Below are 16627 nucleotides of genomic sequence, written 5' to 3'. Positions count from 1 at the left end.
CCGAGTATGAGTGAGAATACCTATACATTCCCCACCACGTTTATGTGGGGAACTTCGACCTCTTCTTATCAAATTGAAGGTGGCGTGGATGAGGAAGGAAGAACGCCTTCTATTTGGGATACTTTCTGTCGAGCACCCGGGAAGGTGATAGGAGGGGACTGCGGAGATGTGGCTTGTGACCATTTTCACCGCTTTAAGGAAGACGTGCAATTAATGAAGCAACTTGGCTTTTTACATTACCGTTTTTCCGTGGCCTGGCCGCGCATTATTCCCGCACCCGGCGTGGTTAACGAACAGGGGTTGCTCTTCTATGAGCGTCTGCTGGAGGAGATTGAGTCGGCCGGGCTAATTCCAATGCTGACGCTGTATCATTGGGATCTACCGCAGTGGATTGAGGACGAAGGCGGTTGGACGCAACGAGAGATTACCCAACATTTTAAAACGTATGCTTCTGTAATCATGGATCGATTTGGACAGCGTATAAGCTGGTGGAATACGATAAATGAACCCTACTGTGCCTCTATTTTGGGCTATGGCACAGGAGAGCATGCCCCCGGCCATGAGAACTGGAGGGAAGCCTTTACTGCCGCTCATCATATTCTGATGTGTCACGGGATAGCCATGAACTTACACAAGGAAAAGGGCCTGACGGGCAACATCGGTATTACGCTGAACATGGAACATGTCGACGCAGCCTCTGAACACCCCGAAGATGTAGCCGCTGCTGTCCGGCGGGATGGTTTTATTAATCGATGGTTTGCCGAACCAATGTTTAACGGGAAATACCCTGAGGATATGGTGGAATGGTACGGGGCGCACTTGAATGGATTGGATTTTGTACAGCTTGGTGATATGGAGCTGATTCAGCAGCCAGGGGATTTTTTGGGCATCAACTACTACGCCCGCAGCATCATTCGAGCGACTACAGACGCTTCGTTGCTTCAGGTCGAGCAGGTTTCCATAGAGGAACCGGTAACGGATATGGGATGGGAGATTCACCCTGAGTCCTTTTATAAGCTGCTAACGCGGATTGAGAAGGATTTTTCCAAGGGGTTACCCATCCTGATTACGGAAAACGGAGCAGCGATGAAGGACGAACTGGTGAATGGAAAGATTGAGGACATTGGACGTCAGTATTACATTGAGGAACATTTAAAGGCATGCCATCGCTTTATTGGGGAGGGAGGTCAGCTTAAAGGCTATTTTGTCTGGTCATTCCTCGATAACTTTGAATGGGCCTGGGGATACAGCAAACGTTTTGGTATTATACACATCAATTACGACACGCAGGAACGGACACCCAAACAAAGTGCGCTGTGGTTCAAGCAAGTGATGGCGAATAACGGGTTTTAAATAGAAAAGGCGTCGAAGACTTGGTTTCACAGCAGCCTGTGACGACGAATAAAGTGTCTTGTGGGTTTAGCGGCTACACAGCACGACTGGCGGCAGGTACTGCCGTCAATCACTGTACGATCATCGGGCATGTGAATGATATTCACTCTATCAATGAACGGATTACGGAAATCGCAACCATGCCTTATATCGAGCGGTAGGTGGAGGAAGCCAAAGCGCTGATCGAAGAGTTGACGGATGAAATGGCAACGCGGACATCCATTCCGTTATTTGACGAATACTGCCGTCAGAACTATCTGGATAACCTGTTACGTGGTGGTTATCCATTGCTGCTGGACAACGGCACTGAGCAACCGTTTGTATATCATGTATTTTCACGCAAGCATGGGGATCTGGAACGTGACTATAATTTCTTTAAGCTCCAGGCGGGATATTATTCTCAAGGAAATGGTAATTTTCGCGATGCAAACCAGAACCGGAGAAATGATGTGTGGTTTAACCCCGGCATAGGAGATTTCAATATCCGTTTGTTTATGAGCCTGATTCAGCCGGACGGCTATAATCCGTTTGTTGTAAAGGGGTGTAGCTTTCAAATACGAGAGCTGGAACCGTTGCTGGGACAGGTGGAGGTGGCAGATCATTCGTCTTTGCGTGCTTTTTTCCAATTGTCGTTCACCCCGGGTGAGCTGATTCAACATATCATTCATGACAACATTGCGCTAAAGCAAACGGTTGAGACGTTTGTAACATTTATATGAAAAGCTGCTGTCATTGGCAGCCATCAAGCTGTCCACGCTGGACCCGGAGGGCTTGGGAATTGAGATGGAGGCGGGCAAGCCGGGATGGAATGATTCCATGAACGGACTTCCGGGGCTGTTTAGCTTCTGGATTCAGTGAACTGTGTGAATTACAGCGACTTGTAAGATTTTTAATACATGCACAGGAGAAGCTTTCGGGCGATTCTGTGCTACGGCTACCGCGAGAAGTTGCTAAGTTGATCCAAAAGCTGAGGCTCGCAATGGAGGAATACTACCACGATTCGGATGAGGCTGATTACAGGGATGAAAGCAAGGATTACAGCTTCTGGTCACGGATTTCCTTCTTTTATTATGAAGCCAGAGAATTCGAGGTACAGGAGGATGACTGCGAGGGCAAGCTCGTAAACATACATTCCTTCGAACGTAAGGATACACCATATTTTCTAGAGGGACCGACTCGGGCTATGAAAGTGGTTGGCGACATTGTAAATGGGCAGGAGCTATATCGGCAAATCAGGCAAAGTGGGCTTTACGACAGGAAGCTGGGCATGTATAAGGTGAATGAAAGTCTGGCGAGGCAGCCGTTTGGCTATGATCATAGGGGACTATCCTTGAGGCTGAAGCCCAAGCTGCCAGGCTGGCTGTTCACAGCTACAGGTGAGCTATCTTTCTGTTTTCTCGGAAGCTGCCAGGTGACTTATTTTAATACGGATCGTAAGGATACTTATGCACCGAAATGTAGAGCGACCCAATATGTACTGCATTACGTCAGTGGCGAAAAGAAGACGATAAGCCATGCTGTATTAGATCAAAAAGAGGCGCAAGATGTGAGAGAGTGGTTGATTTCCCGTATCGGGGTATATTGGGGGACATAGCTCCATTAATTAAAGCCGTCATGCTGCCATAACAGAGCATAACGGCTTTTTAAGGTTTCATAAATCCTTGTGTCAGGGCAGGGGGGACCTATGCTGAAATATCTTTCAAATCCAATCTCACAGGGCAGTGGTCACTGCCTGTAATATGACAATCAATGCTCGCATCCATCAATAGCGGACGAAGTCTCTCCGAGACGAGGAAGTAATCAATCCGCCAGCCAATATTCCGTTCTCTCACCTTCGGCATGTAGGACCACCAGGAATAAACATCCGTCCGGTCAGGATAAAAGGATCTGAAGGTATCTATAAATCCGGCGTCTAGCAGCTGTGACATGCGTTCCCGTTCCTCAGGCGTGAATCCGGCATTTCCGTAGTTAGCTTTGGCATTTTTGAGGTCGATCTCCTGATGAGCTACGTTCAAGTCTCCACAAATGATGACAGGCTTCAAAGCATCCAGTTGTTGCAGGTAGCTGCGAAAACGGTCTTCCCATTCCAGTCTGTAGGGCAGTCGGGATAAGTCCCGTTTGGTATTCGGTGTGTACACATTGACGAGATAAAATTTTTCGAATTCCAGAGTAATGGTTCGGCCCTCTGGTTCTTCGTTTTCCTCAAGTCCATAATGCACAGAGAGCGGCTTGATTTTGGTGAAAATAGCCGTGCCGGAATATCCTTTTTTCTCAGCGTAATTCCAGTATTGTGTGTATTCCTCCATGTTCTCCATGAGGATTTGACCTTCTTGAAGCTTCGTCTCCTGTACGCAAAAAATATCGGCATTTGTTTCTTTTAGATAAGTATAAAACCCTTTGGTCACACAGGCTCTTAAGCCGTTTACATTCCAAGATATTAATTTCATTTGATTAATCTCCTTGCTAATTCACGCAGTCAAGCGATGTGATTTGATATCCTTTGTTGACATAAGCTTATAGAATCTTCTATCTGGACTTCATAGGTTTTTTATCAAAATGGTCCTGAAATGGTGCAACATGATAGATGATAGCAATTTCTGCGATTTTTTGAAAGAGTAGAGACTTGAAACCAGCGCCTAAAGTAGCGTTGGGCAGACTAATCTTTCTACATTATTTATAATGAAAAAAAGCTCCCTTGTGGAAGCTTTTCAGGCTGTCGAGAAACCCCCTGTTTTTTTGCAGGGGGTTTAAAACTGTCTTAGTGGTCTAAAAACTAGGGTCCTCAGATCGTTTTAAATCGATTTTTGTTTTAAAAGATGCGTCTCCCCATATAAAAATAGAAGTGTCGAAAAGTCCTCTGGACTTTCTCGACACTCTGAGCCTCCATTATGGAGGCTTCTTGTTATGACGTCCCAGGAGGGATTCGAACCCCCGACCGACGGCTTAGAAGGCCGTTGCTCTATCCAGCTGAGCTACTGGGACATAAAATTCAAGCGAATATTAATATATCATATGGATAAAAGAAATTCAAGTCTTATTTTGCATATATCGCTTATTTAGGCTTTATACAGCATAAATTCTGAGTAGACGTAGTTTTTTTTGCCTTATAAAAGGGTATGTTAGAATACAGGTGAATATGTGTAAGACGAGTGGTTGGACTTCGGCTACTGTTTCTCATATAATCTACAAATACTTGAGCTTGCGCAGGAGAGGGGGTGCCTTGAATAAAGGACTCCAAGGTGACGACAAAAGAAAATAATATTGTATTGTTTCCGAAGACACTGGACTATTATCAAATTCAACTTACTGTGATGCTTGAAAACGAACGTTACGGAGAGGCGATGGCGATGCTGCGTTTTTTAATGCAGTGTCAGGGACAGGAGCAGAAGCAATACGATGAATGGAACGCTCTATTACAATGGCTGGAAGCTGCATTTCCACAGTACGCTGACAGCGGGGCGGTAACGGACGCTGTGGAAGAAGAGGTCAGTGAAGTAGAGTTAGCTCGCCGTCATGCACGCTTTAAGCAGGAGCAGGATGCAGGCTACGGCAACAAGCTGTTGCGGATGGCTATGGATGAACCCTTATCCGAACAGACGATTTTAGCGTTGGAGCAGTTGTCCTATCTGGAACTGCCAGAAATCGACGATGCCTTGCTTCGCTGGATTACGGAACGGGAAATCCATCCTTTACTTCAATTCCGTGTTCTACAGACAATGCGACGACGTGGAATGGAAGGGACGATAGAAATCAGACGGGGTGATGAACAAGCGGAAATCGACATTGAAACGGTTCCGTTACAGCCAGGTGATTTTCCAGAGTCTATTATGCGTATTTTGGAACGGGTGGCCGATCAAACTGAGGTGCACGAGCCTACACTATTCTATTTTGCACAGGAGCTGTGGTCACAGTTTGTGATGGCAGTATACGGTACGAAAAATTATAGATCAATGTTGGTGGAAGAGGACGGAATGCCGGATATTTGGGCTGCAGCACTCCATCAGACAGTTTCGGAAAGTTTGAACGGAAATAATAATGAGGAAGAAACCCGTGCTATTTATGGTATTACAGATGCGCTGCGCTTCCGTTTTGAGCAGGCGTATCGGTCGATGCGACTATTCGTAGCGGCGGGAATGAACACTCCTTAATGACCGGAAACGTTTACCTGTGAAGCATTCAAAGGGCTGCTCTTGAAAAAGACAGTAATGTTAGATATACTATAGTGGTTATTTTGTGTGCGTTGATTGTAATGAAAACTAAGTGAAGATTTTGTTGGAGGGGAAAGCATAAAATGAAAGCAACTTGGGAGAAAATAGAGAAGAACCTTGGGGTTCTTGAAGTTGAGGTTGACGCGGATCGTGTAGCCGCTGCACTCGACAAAGCTTTTAATAAAGTGGCAAAACAAGTAAGTGTACCAGGATTCCGTAAAGGTAAAGTACCACGTCCTATCTTTGAAAAACGCTATGGTATTGAAAGTCTGTACCAGGATGCAATTGACATCCTGTTGCCAGAAGCTTACAGCCAAGCTGTAGAGCAAACAGACATCTTCCCGGTTGACAGCCCTGACGTTGAAATTGATCAATTTGCTAAAGGCGAATCTTTCAAATTCAAAGCAAAGGTTACTGTTAAACCTGAAGTGACTTTGGGCGATTACAAAGGCGTAGAAGTGCCTGTAAGCAAACTCGAAGTAAGCGACGAAGAACTGGCTCAAGAACTGGAGCGCCTGCAACAACGTCATGCTGAATTGGTTGTCGTTGATGAAGATGCTGCTCAATCCGGTGATACAGCTATTATTGACTTCGACGGTTCCGTGGATGGTGTACCATTCGAAGGCGGACAAGCTGAGAAGTATTCTTTGGAACTGGGCTCTAACACATTTATCCCTGGTTTTGAAGAGCAAGTGGTTGGTTTGCACACTGGTGATTCCAAGGACGTTGAAGTAACGTTCCCTGAGAACTACCATTCTGCTGACCTCGCTGGCAAACAAGCGGTATTCAAAGTGAAAGTTCACGAACTGAAACGCAAAGTTCTTCCTGAACTGGACGATGAATTTGCTAAAGATGTAAGCGAATTTGACACACTGGCTGAATTCAAGGAAGACTTGAAAAAGCAATTGTTGGATCGTAAGGAAAACGAAGCTAAAGCAGCCCGCGAGGGTGCTGTAGTGGAGAAAGTTGCTGAGAATGCAACAATCGACATTCCTGAAGCAATGGTGAAGAGCGAAGTGCAAAACATGGTTCGCGATTTCGACAACCGTTTGCGTAGCCAAGGTATGAACCTTGAAATGTTCCTCGGATTCTCTGGTCAAAGCAAGGAAGACCTGGAAGAGCAAATGAAAGCTGATGCTGAGAAGCGCGTACGTAACAACCTCGTGCTGGAGCAAGTGGCTAAAGCAGAAAACATCGAAGTTTCCGAAGCGGAAATTGATGAAGAACTGAAAAACATGGCTGAAGCTTACAAACGTTCAGTTGAGGAAATCCGCAGCATTCTGGAAGGTAACGGCTCGTTCGCTAACCTGAAAGAAGAAATTTCACTGCGCAAAACGATTGCTTTGTTGGTGGAAAACAGCAAAGAAGTAGAAGCGCCAGTTGAAGCTACTGAATAATTCAGACGATAAAATATACGGAGTATGCTGTAACAAGCTGCAACGTAGCAATTAGATAGGGATAAGGCACGTAGTGAAAGTTACGTGCCTTATTTTTACCTTTGGTAACCCAAATTTTAGTCGTTTATGGAAAGTGCTGTGAGTCGTGTTTTTTTGTTTTACATAAGTCACTACCGTATATTTGCACATACATACGAAACATGGTTAAATATGAGAAGGTCTCGGCAGAGTGTACTTTAAACAGCCCGCACTGCATATATGAGCGCATGCAAATATGACACGAGACTCTGAACATGTTAAAATATTTTGTAAGGTGTTCACGTTTCATGCTTGCTGCTTCCGTTTTAATGGGACATAAGGAAGCGGATGAATACAGGTGTTCATTTTAATAAAGAAAAGAGGTTGGTCGTGATGAGTCTCGTCCCTATGGTTGTGGAACAAACGAATCGAGGAGAACGATCTTACGATATTTACTCGCGGTTGCTTAAGGATCGTATTATTTTCCTAAGTGGCCCGATTGATGACGATGTCGCCAATCTCGTCATTGCACAGTTATTGTTCCTTTCTGCGGAAGATCCAGAGAAGGATATTAATTTGTACATTAACTCGCCAGGCGGTTCTGTAACTGCGGGCATGGGTATATATGATACAATGCAATTCATTAAGCCGGACGTATCGACGATCTGTGTAGGCATGGCTGCAAGTATGGGTTCGTTGCTGCTCACAGCGGGTGCGCCAGGCAAGAGATACGCGCTTACCAACAGTGAAGTCATGATCCATCAGCCGCTCGGTGGCATTCAAGGGCAAGCCTCCGATATGCTGATTCATGCGGACTGGATTATCAAAACACGTGCTAAGCTGAATCAAATCTATGTAGAGCGTACGGGTCAGCCCCTCGAAAAAATCGAACGTGATACTGACCGGGATTTCTTCATGGAAGCGGAAGAGGCAAAAGCATACGGTATCATTGACCAGGTGCTGTCTAAACCGATTAATCTGTAAAGGGGTGGCTCTATGTTTAAATTTAATGATGAAAAAGGACAATTGAAATGTTCTTTCTGCGGTAAATCTCAGGATCAGGTTCGCAAGCTTGTTGCTGGACCGGGCGTATATATATGTGACGAATGCATTGAGTTGTGCACGGAGATTGTAGAAGAGGAATTGGGTCATGAAGAAGAAGTAGATCTGAAAGACATTCCGAAACCAATGCAAATCCGTGACATTCTGGACCAATATGTCATTGGTCAGGATCAAGCGAAAAAATCGTTGTCTGTAGCGGTATATAATCACTACAAACGTATTAATACTCAAAACAAAATTGATGATGTGGAACTGCAAAAAAGTAACATTTTGATGCTTGGACCTACTGGTTCGGGTAAAACGTTGCTTGCGCAAACCATGGCTAAAATTTTGAACGTTCCTTTTGCTATCGCAGATGCCACTTCCCTTACGGAAGCAGGTTATGTGGGTGAAGACGTTGAAAATATTTTGTTGAAACTGATTCAAGCTGCCGATTATGATGTGGAAAAAGCCGAACGCGGCATTATCTACATTGACGAAATTGATAAAGTAGCCCGCAAATCCGAAAACCCGTCCATTACGCGTGACGTATCGGGTGAAGGTGTACAGCAGGCGTTGCTTAAGATTTTGGAAGGCACAGTTGCTTCTGTACCTCCGCAAGGCGGTCGCAAGCATCCACATCAAGAGTTCATTCAAATTGACACCACGAATATCCTGTTCATTTGCGGTGGTGCCTTTGATGGTCTGGAGCAAATGATCAAACGCCGTATCGGTAAAAAGGTTATCGGCTTCAACGCTACTAGCGAACAAAAAGATCTGAAACCAGGCGAATATACTTCAATGGTATTGCCTGAGGATCTTTTGAAATTCGGTCTGATTCCGGAATTTGTAGGACGCTTGCCAGTAATTTCTACGCTGGAGCCGCTTGATGAGAACACATTGGTTCGTATTCTGTCCGAACCGAAAAATGCGTTAACCAAGCAATACCAGAAGCTGCTTGAACTGGATAATGTGCAACTAGAGTTTAAGCAAGATGCTCTGGAAGCTATTGCTCGCGAAGCGATCAAGCGTAACACGGGTGCCCGTGGCCTTCGTGCGATCATCGAAGGTATTATGCTGGACGTAATGTATGAGGTTCCTTCCCGTGAGGATGTGACTACTTGCGTCATCAATGAGCAGGTTGTAAAAGACAAAATTGCACCGGAACTCGGTGGTACAGATAAGGATAAAAAACAAGAAGAGAGCGCCTAAGGATTGATACTTCGCGATCTCTAAAACATGAGAAGCCGGATCTCCACTTCACTAAACCTGTATGAGGTTTTAAGGGGTGGAGGTTTGGCGTTAATGGGAGAGAAAAGTACATGTTCTTAAGACAAGACACACGTCCCGTTAAAGTCGGGAATCTGACGATTGGCGGCAGCAATGAAGTCATCATCCAAAGTATGTGTACAACCAAAACAGCAGATGTAGAAGCAACTGTAGCCGAGATTCTTCGCTTGGAAGAAGCTGGATGTCAACTGGTGCGGGTTACCGTCAACAATGAGGAAGCTGCCGCAGCCATTAAGGAAATAAAAAAACGGATTCATATTCCGTTGGTTGCAGATATTCACTTTAATCACAAGCTGGCTCTACTGGCAATTGAAAATGGAATTGATAAGGTTCGCATTAATCCAGGTAACATTGGACGACGTGAAAAAGTGGAAGCTGTCGTGAAGGCATGTAAGGAAAAAGGGATTCCGATTCGGATTGGTGTGAACGCCGGATCATTGGAACAGCATTTACTGGATAAGTATGGATACCCTACGCCAGAAGCGATGGTAGAAAGCGCACTGTATCATATCGGGATACTGGAAGAACTTGATTTCCATGACATTATTGTGTCACTGAAAGCGTCTGACGTTCCTATGGCGATTGCAGCTTATACGAAGGCCGCTGAAATTATTAAGTACCCGCTCCATCTGGGTATTACCGAAGCGGGTACACTCTTTACTGGTACGGTTAAAAGTGCGGCAGGTATGGGCGCTTTGCTGGCCTCAGGCATCGGCTCTACAATGCGTATTTCGCTCAGTGCTGATCCGGTGGAAGAAGTGAAGGTAGCACGTGAGTTGCTCAAGACATTTGGATTGATTACAAACGCAGCTACACTGATTTCTTGTCCGACTTGTGGACGTCTGGATATAGATCTGTTCTCTATTGCCAACGAGGTGGAGGACTACATTGCGAAACTCAAGGTACCGATTAAAGTATCAGTACTGGGTTGTGCAGTAAATGGCCCGGGTGAAGCGAAGGAAGCTGATATCGGAATTGCTGGGGCACGCGGTGAAGGCCTTTTGTTCCGTTATGGAAAAATGATTCGCAAAGTACCAGAGGCTGATATGGTCGACGAATTGAAAAAAGAAATTGATATCATCGTCAAGGCATATGAGGAAACAGGGAAAATCCCTGGACGTGAAGAACGTCATACCGCCGAGAAGGTGTAGGCAAAGCAGTTATATAAAGAGGCATAGTCATAATCTATTGTCATCATTTAAACGCCGTGGAGAGCAGCTCTGCTACAGAACTGTTCTTCACGGCGTTTTTGTATTTCTCTCTGATCTTTTGAAAGACCGCCGTTTAGCTATCGCGGAAAAGGAAATACTGTTTTTCATAGAGCGGCATTTTTCAAATTGCTGAGATGAGAAACGGAGGAAATACGATGGACTTGACTATGATTTTGTTATTGGTGCAAATGTTTTTCGGGATTGTAATTGGTCTGTATTTCTGGAACCTCCTGCGGAGCCAGAAAACAAACCGTAGTGCGGTGGATCGGGAATCCCGCAAGGAATTGGATAAGCTGCGCAAATTGCGCTCTATTTCACTTACTAAGCCGTTGGCTGAACGCACACGTCCTGCCACATTACAGGATATCGTGGGTCAGAAGGACGGACTGCGCGCACTCAAGGCAGCGTTATGTAGTGCGAATCCGCAGCATGTCATTATTTATGGCCCGCCGGGTGTAGGGAAGACGGCTGCTGCACGCGTGGTGCTGGAAGAGGCTAAGAAGAATCTGTCCTCCCCGTTCAAGGGAGATGCCAAATTCACGGAGATTGATGCTACGACGGCCCGCTTTGACGAGCGCGGTATTGCGGATCCGCTGATAGGTTCAGTGCATGATCCAATCTATCAAGGGGCAGGAGCGATGGGGGTGGCTGGAATCCCGCAGCCTAAGCCCGGAGCTGTGACGAAGGCGCATGGGGGAATGCTGTTCATTGATGAGATTGGTGAGCTGCATCCAACGCAGATGAATAAACTGTTGAAAGTACTGGAGGATCGCAAGGTATTTTTGGAGAGTGCGTATTACAACTCGGAAGATTCGAACACTCCTGCTTATATCCACGATATTTTCCAAAACGGTTTGCCAGCCGATTTTCGTTTGGTAGGTGCGACGACCCGTTCGCCGCATGAACTGCCACCTGCGATTCGCTCCCGGTGCATGGAGATTTATTTCCGTGCCTTACAGCCACAGGAGATTGCTCGTATTGCAGAGGATGCTGTCCACAAGCTAGGCTTTGGCCCTTGCCCTGAGGCGGTAGAAGTTGTACAACGTTACGCAACGAACGGTCGGGAAGCGGTCAATATGATCCAGCTGGCTGCTGGTTTGGCACTTACCGAGAAAAGGGAGCGTCTCAATGCTTCCGACGTGGAATGGGTAGCGGGCAGCAGTCAGATTCAACCACGTCCTGACCGAAAAATACCGGGCTTGCCGCAAATCGGATTCGTTAACGGATTAGCTGTATATGGCCCGAACATGGGGATGCTGCTGGAAATTGAAGTTACAGCAGTTCCGGTTCCTGAGGGAAAGGGAATTTATAATATTACGGGGGTCGTGGATGAGGAAGAAATTGGAGGTGGGTCCCGCACGCTGCGCCGTAAGAGCATGGCTAAAGGTTCTGTGGAAAATGTTTTAACCGTTTTGCGTACGCTCGGATTATCTCCATCGAATTACGATTTGCATATCAATTTCCCTGGGGGTACGCCAGTAGATGGCCCATCCGCAGGAATTGCGATGGCAACAGCCATTGCTTCCGCGATGCGGGGAATTCCGGTGGATCATGAAATTGCTATGACTGGCGAAGTTAGCATCCATGGTCGTGTCAAACCGATTGGTGGTGTATTAGCCAAGGTTGAAGCCGCTTTTCAGGCTGGAGCCAAAAAGGTGATCATTCCGCAGGACAACTGGCAAGCTCTTTTTGACGGTATTGAGGGTTTAAAAGTCATTCCTGTACAGTCAGTTACCGAAGTGTTCCGACATGTGTTTGGGGAAGAGATGACGTCAGATTTGCCTGTGCATGCGCCAATTGAGACTTTTCGCCCATCCCAATCTTCCTTGTTACAGGCTGATGGAACGCATAACGGGACGATATCAGATACAGGATCTTGCTGATGAACCACCCTTTCATTGGTTTTTTCATAAAACATTTGATAAAATATGAAAGATAACAACGTGAGGATTGTAAAATCCGGAACCTGAGAATCACTGGAGGTGCGAAAGCGATGGGACCCACCAAGACAAAAGGTCGTCGTTTTCCTTTGCTGCCTTTAAGAGGACTTCTGGTCTACCCGAGCATGGTTCTGCATCTCGATGTGGGCCGGGAAAAATCGGTCAAGGCTTTGGAAAAAGCGATGGTTGAAGACAATTTGATTCTCCTGTGTTCTCAATCAGAAGTAAATATTGAAGAACCTACACAAGAGGACATCTTTCGAGTCGGCACGGTAGCCAAGGTGCGCCAGATGCTCAAGCTTCCTAATGGAACTATTCGAGTATTGGTGGAAGGGCTGGAACGCGCCGAGATTATTCAATATACGGACAATGAAGAATATTACGAGGTAATGGCGAAGGAGCTGCACGAGGCAGAAAACGTACAGCCTGAGACGGATGCGCTTATGCGCACTGTATTAACTCAGTTCGAGCATTATATCAACTTGTCCAAAAAGGTAACACCGGAGACTCTCGCTGCGGTATCCGATATTGAGGAGCCGGGACGGCTTGCAGACGTGATCACAAGTCATCTAACGCTCAAAATTAAGGAAAAGCAGGATATACTGGAGACCGTCGACGTTACTCAGCGTCTGGAGAAGCTTCTGGATATTTTGAACAATGAGCGTGAAGTACTGGAGCTGGAACGTAAAATCAACCAGCGTGTGAAGAAGCAAATGGAGAAGACGCAGAAGGAGTATTATCTGCGTGAACAAATGAAGGCGATTCAAAAGGAACTTGGCGAGAAGGAAGGCCGCGCAGGAGAAGTTGAAGAACTGCGCAACCAGCTAAGTGAACTGGAGCTACCTGTTCCGGTGAAGGAGAAGGTCGAAAAGGAAATCGATCGTCTGGAAAAAATGCCAGCAAGCTCTGCCGAGGGTGGCGTCATCCGTAATTATGTTGATTGGTTGTTAAGCTTGCCGTGGAACAAGTTTACCGATGATGATCTGGATATCGTCAAAGCGGAAGAGGTACTCAATAACGACCACTACGGACTCGATAAACCCAAGGAACGTGTATTGGAGTATTTGGCTGTGCGCAAGCTGGTGAAGACCATTAAGGGACCGATTCTGTGTCTCGTAGGCCCGCCAGGGGTCGGCAAGACCTCGTTGGCCCGTTCGATTGCCAAATCCATGGGTCGGGAATTTGTTCGCATTTCTCTCGGAGGTGTGCGGGATGAAGCGGAAATCCGTGGTCACCGCCGGACTTATGTTGGCGCGATGCCGGGGCGGATCATTCAAGGGATGAAGACCGCAGGAACGTCTAATCCGGTATTTTTGCTGGATGAGATTGATAAAATGGCTTCCGATTTTCGGGGGGATCCATCGGCAGCATTGCTCGAAGTGCTTGATCCTGAACAAAACAATACGTTCAGTGACCATTTTGTCGAGCTGCCGTTTGATCTGTCCAATGTGATGTTTGTAACGACAGCCAATGCTGCACACAACATCCCGCGTCCGCTAATGGACCGTATGGAGACACTCTATATTCCAGGCTACACCGAATTGGAGAAGCTGGAAATCGCCAACCGGTACCTATTGCCCAAGCAGAAGAGAGAGCATGGCTTGAACGAGGAACAGTTGGTCATCGGGGAGGATACGCTCCTGCGTGTCATTCGTGAATATACCCGTGAATCCGGTGTGCGGAATCTAGAACAGCAAATGGCTTCTCTGTGCCGCAAGGCAGCGAAGTCCGTTGTATCTGGTGGCGAAGGGCCGATTCAAATCACACCGGATAATCTGAAGGATTATCTGGGTATCGCTAAATTCCGTTACGGTGTTGCAGAACTGGAGGATCAGATCGGTACGGTTACAGGCTTGGCATGGACAGAGGTCGGTGGTGAAACACTGATGATTGAAGTGACGGTCGTACCTGGTAGTGGTAAACTGATTCTTACGGGTAAATTGGGAGACGTTATGAAGGAATCTGCCCAGGCGGCATTCAGCTACACTCGTTCCAAAGCAGTTGATCTGGGCATTGAACTGGACTTTTATGAGAAAAATGATATCCACATTCATATTCCTGAGGGTGCGATTCCGAAGGATGGTCCATCTGCGGGAATTACTATTGCTACCGCATTAATTTCAGCTTTGACCAACCGTCATGTATCCAAGGATGTAGCTATGACGGGCGAAATTACTTTGCGCGGCCGAGTATTGCCGATTGGTGGTTTGAAAGAGAAGTCGCTGGCTGCCCATCGGGCAGGCTACAAAAAAATTCTGCTTCCCAAAGATAATGAACGGGATTTGAAGGATATTCCCGACAGTATCCGGCAGGATGTTGAATTTGTCCCCGTTGCCCATATGGATCAGGTGCTAAAGCATGCTTTGGTTGAGCAGGCAAGGGTACATTAGAGAGGAATTAAGAACACAATGAAAGTAACAAAAGCAGAATTTATAATAAGTGCGGTTGGCCCCGATCAGTTTCCTGTGGACGCTTTGCCAGAGATTGCTCTGGCGGGGCGCTCCAATGTAGGAAAGTCTTCACTGATTAATCGGTTGATTAACCGTAAAAATTTGGCACGTACCAGTTCTACGCCAGGTAAAACCCAGCAACTCAATTATTACCGGATTAATGATGATCTTTATTTTGTCGATTTTCCCGGTTACGGTTATGCCAAGGTATCCAAAACGTCCCGCAAGGCTTGGGGGCAGATGATTGAGTCTTATTTGCTGGAGCGTGAGCCACTTAAGCTGGTGCTTCAAATGGTGGATTTGCGTCATCCGCCGTCCAAGGACGATATCATGATGCACGATTGGCTGCGCCATCACGGGCTTCCAGTCTGCGTTGTAGGCACTAAGGCAGATAAAATCCCTAAAACGCGGCGAGAAAAGCATTATAAGGTAATCAAGCAGGAACTCGGAATACTTCCCGGGGGATTGTTTATCCCCTTTTCATCCGAAGAAGGTATGGGCAAGGAAGAGCTGTGGTCTGTCATCTCCAGCTATATAGAGAATGACGACGAAGAGCAGACGGAATTGTAAGGTTAGGGACGTCCTTAAGGGCGTCCTTTTTTCATGATTCGGGCTTTGAAAAAAATTAAACTCACTAAATCGGTGGGAATAATATATAATAACTAAAGGCACTGATGGAATTTAAGCAGAAAAGTGAGGATATGGGGTATAATGCAGTCTCAACCCTATCATTTTCCGTTTATTTCCGATGTATGGCGGAAATTTATGATTTGATGTGCAAGAAAAGCGTTGTAGGTCTGATGTATAATAAAGCATAAAGCTTAAACTTATAGGTTCAGGAAAGAATTGAGGAGATTGGTATGGCTCAGCGGTTAGCCACAGAGTATGTTAAAACCACTTTGACCTTGTCGGAAACTCAAATGGACGAATTTTTGCGGGCAGTGGATGATCCCCAGGTGCATTACTATATTAAAGTTCTAGATAACGGAAGACAGGAAATCGTTCTGGAGCATAGTGCGGGTGAGGAAGTTCATTTGTTTTTTGAAGCCCAAGAGGGAGCGTTTGTGTGTGAATTGACTTGCCGCTTAATTCATCCGCAACTAACCCTGTTTATACGCAAACTTTTTGTTCGTTTTAAGGGCGAAGGCATCGTTTACCGAATATATCAAGGATTCACTATGGTGTATTTTTATAATGAAGGTACGGTTCGTAAAATTATGGAGAAGAATGCCGTAGGCTCCAGGCTGGTATTTGAATATAAAAATACGGTTCAGGAACTGCAACAGCTTTTTCAGCATCAGAACGTCGAAAATGAAATATCAGACGTATATCATCTCATTAATTCGTTGCTTGACCAGCGGAATTTGGCGCGTACTTTCTCGGAGTTGGAACAGATTGACCACAAGCTTCGAATGAGTTGCTCGAAATTATTTGCACTGGAAGCTTAATAAGGCATGAATACATGGAATGAATCGTTATGCAGTGTAGTCCCTTTCTTTACCGAAAGGGGCTTTTTTATTCCAAAAAAATGATTGCATTTGCTTCACATAGATGTTATTTTTAATCTCGTTGAAAATGAATATAGGAACCAGGATTCACTCAGGACATTGAATGTTGCGAGAGGTTATTCCCTCGGGAAGTGAATGACGTAGGTCCTAGCGGATGAAATTTTTTCAAACA

Annotated in this window: 15 protein-coding genes and 1 tRNA gene; 14 read left to right on the top strand and 2 right to left on the bottom strand. The window is 45.9% G+C overall.

The annotated features are described in order from the left end of the window. Nucleotides 1-6 precede the first annotated feature (6 nt). The 5 genes from ACL9RM_RS13700 to ACL9RM_RS13680 all read left to right on the top strand — a co-directional run bounded on the left by ACL9RM_RS13700 (nucleotide 7) and on the right by ACL9RM_RS13680 (nucleotide 2986). Complete coding sequence (locus ACL9RM_RS13700) at nucleotides 7-1353, top strand: GH1 family beta-glucosidase (RefSeq protein WP_250266521.1); 1347 nt, start codon at nucleotides 7-9, stop codon at nucleotides 1351-1353. Nucleotides 1354-1373: 20 nt separating this feature from the next. Next, nucleotides 1374-1553: a hypothetical protein gene (locus ACL9RM_RS13695; protein WP_414126386.1), complete on the top strand. Its 180-nt coding sequence runs from the start codon at nucleotides 1374-1376 to the stop codon at nucleotides 1551-1553. Next, nucleotides 1554-2111, top strand: a complete 558-nt coding sequence (locus tag ACL9RM_RS13690) for a hypothetical protein (RefSeq protein WP_250266519.1) — start codon at nucleotides 1554-1556, stop codon at nucleotides 2109-2111. Nucleotides 2112-2124: 13 nt separating this feature from the next. Next, nucleotides 2125-2250: a hypothetical protein gene (locus ACL9RM_RS13685; protein WP_323873118.1), complete on the top strand. Its 126-nt coding sequence runs from the start codon at nucleotides 2125-2127 to the stop codon at nucleotides 2248-2250. Nucleotides 2251-2371: 121 nt separating this feature from the next. Beyond that, complete coding sequence (locus ACL9RM_RS13680) at nucleotides 2372-2986, top strand: hypothetical protein (RefSeq protein ID WP_250266518.1); 615 nt, start codon at nucleotides 2372-2374, stop codon at nucleotides 2984-2986. Between the two features lie 88 nt (nucleotides 2987-3074). Here the strand turns inward: ACL9RM_RS13680 and ACL9RM_RS13675 are convergent, their stop codons facing one another. Beyond that, nucleotides 3075-3839, bottom strand: a complete 765-nt coding sequence (locus ACL9RM_RS13675) for an exodeoxyribonuclease III (protein WP_250266517.1) — start codon at nucleotides 3837-3839, stop codon at nucleotides 3075-3077. A gap of 461 nt (nucleotides 3840-4300) precedes the next feature. Next, nucleotides 4301-4374, bottom strand: a tRNA-Arg gene (locus tag ACL9RM_RS13670). Nucleotides 4375-4631: 257 nt separating this feature from the next. On the opposite strand from ACL9RM_RS13670, the gene ACL9RM_RS13665 reads away from it, so the two are divergent. The 9 genes from ACL9RM_RS13665 to ACL9RM_RS13625 all read left to right on the top strand — a co-directional run bounded on the left by ACL9RM_RS13665 (nucleotide 4632) and on the right by ACL9RM_RS13625 (nucleotide 16395). Beyond that, a complete protein-coding gene (locus tag ACL9RM_RS13665) occupies nucleotides 4632-5540 on the top strand; it encodes a hypothetical protein (RefSeq protein ID WP_250266516.1) in 909 nt (302 codons plus the stop codon). A 143-nt stretch (nucleotides 5541-5683) separates the two neighbouring features. Further along, nucleotides 5684-6997 carry a trigger factor gene (gene tig / locus ACL9RM_RS13660; protein WP_250266515.1) on the top strand — a complete coding sequence of 438 codons (1314 nt, stop codon included), beginning with the start codon at nucleotides 5684-5686 and terminating at the stop codon, nucleotides 6995-6997. Between the two features lie 411 nt (nucleotides 6998-7408). Next, the gene (gene clpP, locus ACL9RM_RS13655) at nucleotides 7409-7999 is read left to right on the top strand and encodes an ATP-dependent Clp endopeptidase proteolytic subunit ClpP (RefSeq protein ID WP_016324659.1); all 591 of its coding nucleotides are present in this window, start codon (nucleotides 7409-7411) and stop codon (nucleotides 7997-7999) included. Between the two features lie 12 nt (nucleotides 8000-8011). Further along, entirely contained in the window at nucleotides 8012-9268 is a 1257-nt protein-coding gene (gene clpX / locus ACL9RM_RS13650) for an ATP-dependent protease ATP-binding subunit ClpX (RefSeq protein ID WP_013311623.1), read from the top strand. Between the two features lie 110 nt (nucleotides 9269-9378). Continuing rightward, nucleotides 9379-10497, top strand: coding sequence for a flavodoxin-dependent (E)-4-hydroxy-3-methylbut-2-enyl-diphosphate synthase (gene ispG / locus ACL9RM_RS13645; protein ID WP_025718670.1), 1119 nt, complete (start codon nucleotides 9379-9381; stop codon nucleotides 10495-10497). A gap of 215 nt (nucleotides 10498-10712) precedes the next feature. Continuing rightward, nucleotides 10713-12440: an ATP-dependent protease LonB gene (gene lonB / locus ACL9RM_RS13640; RefSeq protein WP_061828822.1), complete on the top strand. Its 1728-nt coding sequence runs from the start codon at nucleotides 10713-10715 to the stop codon at nucleotides 12438-12440. Nucleotides 12441-12550: 110 nt separating this feature from the next. Next, nucleotides 12551-14887, top strand: coding sequence for an endopeptidase La (lon, locus tag ACL9RM_RS13635; RefSeq protein ID WP_061828821.1), 2337 nt, complete (start codon nucleotides 12551-12553; stop codon nucleotides 14885-14887). Between the two features lie 18 nt (nucleotides 14888-14905). Further along, nucleotides 14906-15517, top strand: a complete 612-nt coding sequence (gene yihA, locus ACL9RM_RS13630) for a ribosome biogenesis GTP-binding protein YihA/YsxC (RefSeq protein ID WP_061828820.1) — start codon at nucleotides 14906-14908, stop codon at nucleotides 15515-15517. Nucleotides 15518-15807: 290 nt separating this feature from the next. Further along, nucleotides 15808-16395 carry a non-ribosomal peptide synthetase module gene (locus ACL9RM_RS13625; protein ID WP_250266514.1) on the top strand — a complete coding sequence of 196 codons (588 nt, stop codon included), beginning with the start codon at nucleotides 15808-15810 and terminating at the stop codon, nucleotides 16393-16395. Nucleotides 16396-16627 lie beyond the last annotated feature (232 nt).

The organism is Paenibacillus sp. S29 (assembly GCF_049319765.1).
Classification (GTDB): domain Bacteria; phylum Bacillota; class Bacilli; order Paenibacillales; family Paenibacillaceae; genus Paenibacillus; species Paenibacillus polymyxa_B.
The sequence above is the reverse complement of the archived record's forward strand: the minus strand, read 5'-3'. Positions and strand labels throughout refer to the sequence as shown.

What these genes read in the sequence shown, in the direction of transcription:
- ACL9RM_RS13700 (WP_250266521.1), top strand. Translation starts at nt 7, where the DNA reads ATGAGTGAGAATACCTATACATTCCCCACCACGTTTATGTGGGGAACT.
- ACL9RM_RS13680 (WP_250266518.1), top strand. Translation starts at nt 2,372, where the DNA reads ATGGAGGAATACTACCACGATTCGGATGAGGCTGATTACAGGGATGAA.
- ACL9RM_RS13675 (WP_250266517.1), bottom strand. Translation starts at nt 3,839, where the DNA reads ATGAAATTAATATCTTGGAATGTAAACGGCTTAAGAGCCTGTGTGACC.
- tig (WP_250266515.1), top strand. Translation starts at nt 5,684, where the DNA reads ATGAAAGCAACTTGGGAGAAAATAGAGAAGAACCTTGGGGTTCTTGAA.
- clpP (WP_016324659.1), top strand. Translation starts at nt 7,409, where the DNA reads ATGAGTCTCGTCCCTATGGTTGTGGAACAAACGAATCGAGGAGAACGA.
- clpX (WP_013311623.1), top strand. Translation starts at nt 8,012, where the DNA reads ATGTTTAAATTTAATGATGAAAAAGGACAATTGAAATGTTCTTTCTGC.
- ispG (WP_025718670.1), top strand. Translation starts at nt 9,379, where the DNA reads ATGTTCTTAAGACAAGACACACGTCCCGTTAAAGTCGGGAATCTGACG.
- lonB (WP_061828822.1), top strand. Translation starts at nt 10,713, where the DNA reads ATGGACTTGACTATGATTTTGTTATTGGTGCAAATGTTTTTCGGGATT.
- lon (WP_061828821.1), top strand. Translation starts at nt 12,551, where the DNA reads ATGGGACCCACCAAGACAAAAGGTCGTCGTTTTCCTTTGCTGCCTTTA.
- yihA (WP_061828820.1), top strand. Translation starts at nt 14,906, where the DNA reads ATGAAAGTAACAAAAGCAGAATTTATAATAAGTGCGGTTGGCCCCGAT.
- ACL9RM_RS13625 (WP_250266514.1), top strand. Translation starts at nt 15,808, where the DNA reads ATGGCTCAGCGGTTAGCCACAGAGTATGTTAAAACCACTTTGACCTTG.